Here is an 8,693-nt window from a genome sequence, read left to right as displayed (position 1 = left end):
GCAAGGGACTGCCGACCTCGTACACGGCCCTCATGAAGACGTTGCGGGAGAAGTTGGACCGGGCGTCTGCCACCAACGGTCGCTACCACCTGCTCCGACAGCTTCCAGGTCGTCAGGAGGCGGCTCGGCGGCGCGCCGGGTCGTCTGAGCGACGAGCCAGCGCGGAGGCACTCACCGGGGCGGCTGGCAGCGCCCGGTGGCGGCCGGAGCCACCACCGGGGCGTGCAGCGCCGCGATCAGGCCGGGGCGACGGCGCGCGTACGGCGCATGGTGAGCACGTACTCGACCAGCGAGATCAGCACGTGCTTCGTCGACTCCCGGTTACGGGCGTCGCAGGCCACCACCGGCACGTCGCTCGAGATCGCCAAGGCGTCCCGGACGTCCTGCGGGTCGTGGTACTGCATACCGTCGAAGCAGTTGATCGCCACCAGGTACGGCAGGCGTCGGTGCTCGAAGAAGTCGATCGCCGCGAAGCAGTCGGCCAGCCGGCGGGTGTCCACCAGCACGACCGCACCGATCGCACCCCGCACCAGTTCGTCCCACATGAACCAGAAACGGGTCTGACCCGGCGTACCGAACAGGTACAGAATCAGGTCACGGTCGATCGAGATCCGGCCGAAGTCCATGGCCACCGTGGTCGTCGTCTTGCCCGGCACCTGCCGGGTGTCGTCGACGCCCACGCCAGCGGAGGTCATGATGGCCTCGGTGGTCAGCGGCGTGATCTCCGAGACCGAGCCGACCAGCGTCGTCTTACCGACGCCGAATCCACCGGCGATAACGATCTTCGCCGACGTCACGCGGCCGCTCGGGTTCGGCGGGCGGTGCGACATGTCAGAGCCTGCGAAGTCCACTCAGCACCCTCTCCAGCAGTTCAGTGCCCACCGCGTCGTCGGAGTCGTCCAAAATGGTCGGCTCGTGGACCGCGACCAGGCCGTCCGTCGCCATGTCGGCGATGAGCACCCGGGCCACACCGAGCGGGAGCTGCATCCGCGCCGCGATCTCCGCGAGCGATTGCACGCGACCGTCACACAGCGCGGCGATGTACTGGTGTTCGCGGCCACCACCGTTGCCATTGGCAGCGGTACGGCCGCGCACCGTCGTCTCGACGAGCGCCTCCAGCGCGATGTCGAGCCGGGGACGGGTGCGACCACGGGTCACGGCGTATGGACGGACCAACGCTCCGGTCGGTTCGTCACGATCGGCCATCTCGCCGCTCACCTCCTTCGCACCCGTTACCGGCTCCCACCGGTGAAACCCGTCGTTGTCGTTGTTGCAGTCGTGCCGACCTCACGATCGGCTAGACGTCAGCCCAGCATGCCCGCAGCCGCACGCGGCTGCGGGGTCAGTGCGTCGCCCACCCGGTCGACCAGCAGCGCCATCTCGTAGCCAACCTGGCCCACGTCGGAGCTGCGGGCTGCCAGCACGGCGAAGGACGAGCCGTCCGAGATGGACATCAGGAACAGGAAGCCATTGTCCATCTCCACGACGGTCTGCAACACCGCGCCTCCCTCGAAGCAGCGTGCTGCCCCCTGGGTCAGGCTGACCAGACCCGAAGAGATCGCGGCGAGCTGGTCTGCCCTGTCGCGCGGCAGATCCCGTGACGACGCGAGGAGTAGGCCGTCCGCCGATACGGCGACCGCATGCGCGACGCCGGGCACCCGGTCGGCGAAGTTGGCCAGCAGCCAACCAAGATCCTGCGTAGTTGTCATCCTTCTTGCTCCTTCTGCCCGCTCCCGGCCACCGGGCCTGAGCCAGACTGCGAGGATTGCCCTCCCGGAGTTGCCTCCGGGCTGGTCGGGTTGTCCGAGGTGCTACGCCCTCGCTGCACGCCCCGGTGGTAGGCGGAGAGCAGGCCACGAACCGCCTCCGGGGAGCGCCGCTGGACCGAAGTGGTGGGCTTTTCTACCGCACCGGGTACCAGCTGCGCCATCGGCTTGCGCTTCGGCAGACCGGTAGTGGTGGTCTCGCTCACCGGCGCCGCACCGGCCGCTGCGGAGGCAGCACGCCAGCCGTCGTCGGCGGCGGTCTGCCAGCCGTTGCTCTGCGGTTGGGGCCGGCGGTTCGGCAGGCTCTCGGCGAGGCTCGGGCGAGCGCCCTCGTTCGCTGTGGAGCCGTTGTCCCGCGGCGCTCCTCCGACCGTCGGAGTGTCTGCCATCGGTGTGTTACCTGTCGTCCCGGGTGGTGTCTTGTGGACTGCCCGACCGGTGGCCTCGACCGTGGCGAACTGCTGGGTCGCGGAGTCGCCGTTCGTCGCTGGCTGAGCGCCGGCCGCGGTCTCCTCGGAGCCCGGGCGACGGGTACGGAACCAGGCCGACTCGAGCTCCCGGAAGATCGGCAGCTCCATCGTCTCATCCGCGTACCGCTGACGGTTCTGTGCCTGCGGCTGCTGCGGTGCCGGCCGAGCCTGCGGAGCCGGAGCCGGAGCCGGAGCCGCTGCCGGAGTCGGCGCAGGAGCCGGAGGCTGGGCTGCGGCCGGCTGCTCGCCGGGTCGTGGCACCCGCGGCAGCTCCGTCGTCATGTCCAGCGCGGCGGCGAGCCGCTCGGGCACCGGCGGGGTGGCCGTGTCCCGGTCGCTACCCGGCACTGGCGGCCAGGCCGGCGGCGCCGGGGCGTTGGGTGCCTGCGCGGGCGGGGCGGACCGGGGCGCGAAGCCGCTGAACGACTGGCTGGACGCCGGCGGCGCCGAGTACGGCTGGTTCGAGTACGGCTGACCGGACGCCGGCGAGGCCGAGACCGGCGACGCGGACACCGGCGGACCGGCGTACGGCTGCCCGGAGGCCGGAGCGGCGGACACCGGCGCGCCGCCGTACGGCGCACCCGAGTAGGGCTGCCCGGAGTACGGCTGGCCGGAGGCCGGCGAGGCGGAGACCGGGGCACCGGAGTAGGGCTGCGCGGAGACGGGCGGCGCCGAGTACGGGTGCGTTTCGGGGCTGCTCGGCAGCTGACGCGGGATGGACGGCTGCTGGCCGGTGGTCGGGGTCTCGTCCCCGGCCCGGCGCTGCGGCAGCGGGTCGATGCCCTGGCCGTTGGTCGACCGGGGGGTGAACCCGTCGCCACCGTTGACGCCGTTCGTCCCGGCCGCGCCGGTCAGATCGGACCAGGCCGGCATCGACCGGTACGCACCACCATTGGCCGGGGTGCCGGCACCGTTGCGCGTCGCGGGGTCGAACGGGCGACCGCCCAGGGTGACCTGGTTACCGGACTCGCTCGGGCGGGGGCCGTTGCCCAGCGCGGGCAGCGCGCCGAAGACCGGCGCGGGCCCACCGGACTGGGGACCACCGAACTGGGGAGCACCGGACTGCGGACCACCGAACTGGTGAGTACCGGCCGCCGGCAGCGCCGGAGGCTGCTGCACCCGACCGGACAGCGCCCGGGGCACCAGCACCGAGGTGGGCAGGCTCACTTCGGCGACCGTGCCGCGATCGCTGCCGGGGCGCAGCTCGACCCGGACACCGTGCCGCGACGCCAGCCGGGCGACCACGACCAGGCCCATCATCCGGGAAACTGCCACGTCCACCTGGGGCGGCGTCGCGAGCCGCTCGTTGAGGTCGTGCAGCTGGTCGGCGCTGATGCCGATGCCGCGGTCCTCGACGTACAGCGAGGAGCGGTCGCCGACTCGGCGAGCCTCGACCATGACCTGCGAGTCGGGCGGGGAGAACGCTGTGGCGTTGTCGAACAGCTCCGCGACGAGGTGCACCAGGTCGTTGACCGCGTGCGCGGCGACCTCGATGTCGCGGTCGATGACACCGAAATCGATCCGGGTGTAGTGCTCGACCTCGGATTGCGCGGCACGCAGCACGTCGATGAGGGCGGCCGGCTCACGCTGCACACGGGTGGAGTCGGCACCGGCGAGCACCAGCAGGTTCTCGTCGTTACGGCGCATCCGGGTGGCCAGGTGGTCGAGCTGGAACAGCTCGGCCAGCCGGTCCGGGTCCTCCTCGCCGCGCTCCAGCCGGTCGAGGTGCCCGATGAGGCGGTCGACCAGGATCTGGGAACGGCGGGCCAGGTTGACGAACATGGTCGCGACGGAGGCACGCAGTGCCGCCTGCTCGGCGGCCGTGCGGACGGCTTCCAGGTGGACGGCGTTGAACGCCTCGGTCACCTGGCCGAACTCGTCCTTGCTGCGCACCGGCAGCGGTTCGGCGATCTGGTTGGCCAGCTGCACCGGGGAGAGCTGCCCGACGACCTGCGGGTCGCGCAGACGGGCCACCGCCTGTGGCAGGCCGTACTGGGCCACGGAGAGCGCGCCCTGCCGCAGCTCACGGAGTGAGCGGGCCATCGAGCGGGCCACCAGGTAGGCGAAGAGGATGGCCAGCAGCAGCATGCTGAGCAGCAGGCCGGTCTCCAGGAAGACCTGGCGCTGGACGTCCGAGCGGAGCGCGTCGGCCTGGTTGACCACTTCACTGTCGAGCTTCACCTCGACGGTGCGGATCAGCTTGGCGTTGGCCGTCATGGCGGCTTCCCACTGGTCCGGGCCGAACGGCGCACCGCGCATGTCGCCGGTGGTGTTGCCGTCGATCCAGCCGGTGTAGTTCTGTGCCTGCCGGCGGTCGCCGCCCGCGACCGTCTGGTCGTGGAACTTCGCGTCGTCAGGGGTGGCGACGGCCTTGAAGCTCTGCAGAGCCTGCTGCTGGCCGGTGTCACTGGCGACGTAGTCCCTGCGCAGCGCCGGGGTCAGGCGCTGTCGGCCCTGAACGCCCAGCGCGCGGTGCACGACGACCCGGCGTACGGCCAGGAACTCCTTCTCCCGGGCGACCGCCGCGGCGGCGCGCATCCGGTCGCTGAGCTGGTTGTCACCGGCGAGCTGCGTGGACGAGTCGCGGATGGCGAGCAGGTCACTGATCAGACCCTCGTACGCCTGCACGGTCTCGGTGAGCGCGAGCTTTCCGTTGAACACCTGGCTGCGGACGCCCGCCAGGTCCTGAAGGTTCTGGTCGATGCTGTCGAGCAGACCCTCGAGGCTGCTCGGCAGGTCCTCGACCTCGGCCCGCTGCTGCCGGTACGGGGCCGCGTCCTGATCCACCCGGGAGTTCACCCGGTTGTAGGCCTCCTGGTACTGCGCCGTCGGCTGCGTCCCGTTCGCGCCCAACAACAGCACGGCGGCGGTCCGCTCGTCCTGCAGGCTGTCGACCAGGTCACCTGAATAGCTCGACAGATTCGCCAGGTCGCCAGCTCGGTTGGCATTGTTGAGCGTCTCCACGTGGTCGATAAGACCACTGGTGCCCACCACGACCGTGGCGATGGTCGGCACGATCATGATGAGACCGAGCTTGGACCAGATCGGCATGTCCCGGAGCCGGCTGGCCGGCCGGCGCAGCCGCGACAGGAAGGAGCCCGCCGTCTTTGGCCGTTTGCTCACGTCACCGCCCTCGCGATTACAGCTTGAACGCGTTGCCCCGGGCAACGCCCAGCGTCCGACCCGGCGGGTCGGACCCCCGAGATTCCATCACGACGGTCGACAAGAAGAAAGCCCAGGTTGTCCCAGACCGAAGGTGTGATGAGATGTTGATGCGATTTGATAGCAGTCTGTCTGGCCGGAGTAACTGAAGGTAATGGAACATCCGCACCGAGTTGTCCTACTGGCCGGCCCATCGGGGTCCGGAAAGTCGTACATAGCGCAGCAAACCGGCTTGCCGGTGCTTTGCTTGGACGACTTCTACAAAGACGGCGATGACCCTACGTTGCCGAGACGAAACGGCCAGGTGGATTGGGAATCGCCGCACTCCTGGGACGCCCCCAGTGCGGTGGAAATCATTGCCCAACTTGCCCGTGAGGGCCGAGCCGATGTGCCGGTTTATGCGATCGGCGCCGATCGACGGGTGGCCACCCGGCCATTTGATGTCGCCGGATCGCCACTTTTCGTGGCCGAAGGGATCTTCGCCGCCGAGATCGTCGAGGAGTGCCGTCGCCGCGGCCTGCTCGCCGGGGCGTACGCGCTGCGCCGCCCGCGCGGGGCCACCTTCCTACGCCGACTCGCCCGCGACCTGTCGGAGCAGCGCAAAGCACCCCGGGTGCTGATTCGGCGCGGGGTGGCGCTGCTACGGGCCGAGCCCGCGGTGCTGCGTCGACAGATGGGCCTCGGCGCGGAGGCGGCCCGGGCCCGGGAGGTGCTGCGCCGGGTGGCCGGGCTGCTCGCCGGCCACCCACATGGCTGAGCTCAGGCGAGCAACTTCGCGTACGCCGGCTTGATCACGTCATCGATGATCCGCAGCCGCTCGTCGAACGGGATGAACGCGCTCTTCATCGCGTTGATGGTGAACCACTGCAACTCTTTCCAGCCGTAGCCGAACGTCTCCACCAGCAGCGACATCTCCCGCGACATCGACGTGCCGCTCATCAACCGGTTGTCGGTGTTGACGGTGGCCCGGAAGCGCAGGTCCCGCAGCAGGCCGATCGGGTGGTCCGCGATCGAGGCCACCGCGCCGGTCTGCACGTTCGACGAGGGGCACAGCTCCAGGGGGATCCGCTTGTCCCGGACGTACGCGGCCAGCCGGCCGAGTGAGCCGTCGGGGGCGATGTCGTCGACGATCCGCACCCCGTGGCCGAGCCGGTCCGCCCCGCACCACTGGATCGCCTGCCAGATCGACGGCAGACCGAACGCCTCGCCGGCGTGGATGGTGAAGTGGAAGTTCTCCCGCTGGAGATACTCGAAGGCGTCCAGGTGCCGGGTGGGCGGAAAGCCCGCCTCGGCCCCGGCGATGTCGAAGCCGACCACCCCGGCATCCCGGTGCCGCACGGCCAGCTCGGCGATCTCCTGGGAACGGGCGGCGTGCCGCATCGCGGTGAGCAGGGTGCCCACCCGGATGGTCAGGCCCGCCTCGACCGCCTGGGCGGTGCCCTCGGCGAACCCGGCCAGCACCGCCTCGACCACCTCGTCCAGGCTGAGGTCCCGCTCCAGGTGCTGCTCCGGGGCGAACCGCACCTCGGCGTAGACCACGCCGTCGGCGGCCAGGTCCAGGGCGCACTCGCGGGCCACCCGACGCAGCGCGGGCGCGGTCTGCATGACCGCCACCGTGTGTGCGAACGTCTCGAGGTAGCGCTCCAGGGAGCCGGAGTCCGCCGCGTCCGCGAACCAGCGTCCGAGCGCCTCCGGGTCGGTGGTGGGCAGTTCGTGGTCCACCTCGGCGGCCAGGTCGACGATCGTCGCCGGCCTCAGCCCGCCGTCGAGATGATCGTGCAGCAGCGCCTTCGGGACCTTGACGATGTCCTCGTACCGGATAGTTGCGACCATGCTCAGACCCTAGTCAGCGGCCTGGGCGCACCGGTACGGGACCGGCCGGACGTCACGGCCGCCAGCCGTACACCCGGTGCACGTCGAGGCGGATCACGAGCCGTCCGTCGGCGACCATGGCTGCGCGGTAGTCCGCCCAGTCCGGGTGGTCGCCGCGAATCCTGCGGTAGACCTCGACCAGCTCGTCGACCGTCTCGTCGGTGGTGGCCACTGCCGGCTCGCTGAGCGTCACGGTGCCCTCCGCGACCGCGTACGCGCCGCCGTCCGGAGTGGTCACGTGGAAGCTGGCCCGGGGATCACGGCGCAGGTTGCGCACCTTCGCCCGGCCCCCGGTGGTCGAGCAGCGGATGAGCCCCGGCTCGGCCAGGTAGTCGAGGTTGGACAGCTGGGGCCGCCCGTCCCGGCGCAGCGTGACCAGCACTCCGCGCCCTCGCTGACCGAACAGCTCCCACAGCCTTTCGGAATTAGTTGACATGTCATCGAATCTATAGGCAGGTCGATGACGTGTCAACGAAAGCGCTAGACTCTGCGGATGGACGCACCCCGGTGGCTGGACGAGCGCGAGGACCGCGCCTGGCGCGGCTACCGCCGGATGCGTCGACTGCTCGACCTGGAGCTGGCCCGGGAGCTGGCCCAGGACGCCGGCCTCTCCGAGCCGGACTACGACGTGCTGTCCGACCTCTCCGAAACACCGCATGGGCAGCTTCGCCTGCGGGAGCTGGCAGACCGCATGCTGTGGTCGCGCAGCCGGCTCTCCCACCACCTGACCCGGATGCAGCAGCGCGGCCTGGTGACCCGCGAGGAGTGCGCCGACGACGCCCGGGGCTCGGTCGTCGTCCTCACCCCCGCCGGGCGGCAGGCCATCGAGTCCGCCGCCCCCGGCCACGTGGCCGCCGTCCGCCGGCACCTGATCGACCTGCTCACGCCGGCGGAGATCGACGCCCTCGGCGCGCTGACCCACCGGGTGGTCGACCACCTCGGCGGGCGGGCCCCCCAGCCACGGCACGACGCGGAGGTCTGACGTGGACCCCCGCATCCTCGACCGGCTGCGCTGCCCGGTCTGTGGCGAGCCGCTGGCCGAGGCGGCCGCCGGCACGACCAGTGCGCTGCGTTGCCCGCGCCGACACAGCTTCGACATCGCTCGGCAGGGGTACGTCAACCTCCTCGCCGGGCGCGCCCCGCACGTCGGCGACAGCGCCGAGATGGTCGCCGCCCGGGCGGACTTCCTCGCCGCCGGGCACTACGACAGCATCTCGGCCGCCCTCTCCGACGCCGCGAGGGAAGCCGTCGGTCGGCTCCGCGCGACGCCGACGCCCGACCTCGGGGCGTACCCCCTGGTGGTGGATGCCGGCGCCGGCACCGGCCGGTACCTCGGCGCGGTGCTGGCGGCGCTGCCGGACGCCGTGGGTCTGGCCCTGGACGTGTCCAAGCCGGCGCTGCGCCGCGCGGCCCGCGCGCATTC

At 71.0% G+C, this 8,693-nt stretch carries 9 protein-coding genes; 3 read left to right on the top strand and 6 right to left on the bottom strand.

Features of this window, described 5'->3' with window-relative positions:
* Nucleotides 1-236: 236 nt before the first annotated feature.
* The 4 genes from AB0C20_RS33260 to AB0C20_RS33245 form a co-directional block, all read right to left on the bottom strand.
* A complete protein-coding gene (locus AB0C20_RS33260; protein WP_007455465.1) occupies nt 237-830 on the bottom strand; it encodes an ATP/GTP-binding protein in 594 nt (197 codons plus the stop codon).
* A 1-nt stretch (nt 831) separates the two neighbouring features.
* A complete protein-coding gene (locus AB0C20_RS33255) occupies nt 832-1,206 on the bottom strand; it encodes a DUF742 domain-containing protein (RefSeq protein ID WP_124820399.1) in 375 nt (124 codons plus the stop codon).
* A 98-nt stretch (nt 1,207-1,304) separates the two neighbouring features.
* Nucleotides 1,305-1,709, bottom strand: a complete 405-nt coding sequence (locus AB0C20_RS33250; RefSeq protein WP_030329023.1) for a roadblock/LC7 domain-containing protein — start codon at nt 1,707-1,709, stop codon at nt 1,305-1,307.
* Nucleotides 1,706-5,359: a nitrate- and nitrite sensing domain-containing protein gene (locus AB0C20_RS33245; protein ID WP_357569484.1), complete on the bottom strand. Its 3,654-nt coding sequence runs from the start codon at nt 5,357-5,359 to the stop codon at nt 1,706-1,708. Before AB0C20_RS33245 ends, AB0C20_RS33250 begins: the two co-directional genes overlap by 4 nt.
* A 502-nt stretch (nt 5,360-5,861) precedes the next feature.
* Between AB0C20_RS33245 and AB0C20_RS33240 the strand changes: the two genes are divergently transcribed.
* Nucleotides 5,862-6,155 (top strand): hypothetical protein, encoded by a 294-nt coding sequence (locus AB0C20_RS33240; protein WP_238410792.1) that lies wholly within the window; start codon nt 5,862-5,864, stop codon nt 6,153-6,155.
* Nucleotides 6,156-6,157: 2 nt separating this feature from the next.
* Here AB0C20_RS33240 and AB0C20_RS33235 read toward each other — a convergent pair whose 3' ends face one another.
* Nucleotides 6,158-7,231 carry an adenosine deaminase gene (locus tag AB0C20_RS33235; RefSeq protein WP_357188467.1) on the bottom strand — a complete coding sequence of 358 codons (1,074 nt, stop codon included), beginning with the start codon at nt 7,229-7,231 and terminating at the stop codon, nt 6,158-6,160.
* Nucleotides 7,232-7,283: 52 nt separating this feature from the next.
* Entirely contained in the window at nt 7,284-7,706 is a 423-nt protein-coding gene (locus AB0C20_RS33230) for a PPOX class F420-dependent oxidoreductase (RefSeq protein WP_357188469.1), read from the bottom strand.
* A gap of 57 nt (nt 7,707-7,763) precedes the next feature.
* On the opposite strand from AB0C20_RS33230, the gene AB0C20_RS33225 reads away from it, so the two are divergent.
* Complete coding sequence (locus tag AB0C20_RS33225; RefSeq protein WP_238683578.1) at nt 7,764-8,252, top strand: MarR family transcriptional regulator; 489 nt, start codon at nt 7,764-7,766, stop codon at nt 8,250-8,252.
* 1 nt (nt 8,253) lies between these two features.
* On the top strand, nt 8,254-8,693 hold a 440-nt coding region (locus AB0C20_RS33220; RefSeq protein WP_357569483.1), incomplete at its 3' end, for a putative RNA methyltransferase.

The sequence above is a fragment of the Micromonospora sp. NPDC048843 genome (assembly GCF_040649965.1).
GTDB lineage: Bacteria > Actinomycetota > Actinomycetes > Mycobacteriales > Micromonosporaceae > Micromonospora > Micromonospora hortensis.
This window is presented reverse-complemented; position numbering and strand designations above follow the sequence as displayed.

Coding starts and splice junctions, on each gene's coding strand:
- AB0C20_RS33260 (WP_007455465.1), bottom strand. CDS start 830: ATGTCGCACCGCCCGCCGAACCCGAGCGGCCGCGTGACGTCGGCGAAG.
- AB0C20_RS33225 (WP_238683578.1), top strand. CDS start 7,764: ATGGACGCACCCCGGTGGCTGGACGAGCGCGAGGACCGCGCCTGGCGC.
- AB0C20_RS33255 (WP_124820399.1), bottom strand. CDS start 1,206: ATGGCCGATCGTGACGAACCGACCGGAGCGTTGGTCCGTCCATACGCC.
- AB0C20_RS33250 (WP_030329023.1), bottom strand. CDS start 1,709: ATGACAACTACGCAGGATCTTGGTTGGCTGCTGGCCAACTTCGCCGAC.
- AB0C20_RS33230 (WP_357188469.1), bottom strand. CDS start 7,706: ATGTCAACTAATTCCGAAAGGCTGTGGGAGCTGTTCGGTCAGCGAGGG.
- AB0C20_RS33235 (WP_357188467.1), bottom strand. CDS start 7,231: ATGGTCGCAACTATCCGGTACGAGGACATCGTCAAGGTCCCGAAGGCG.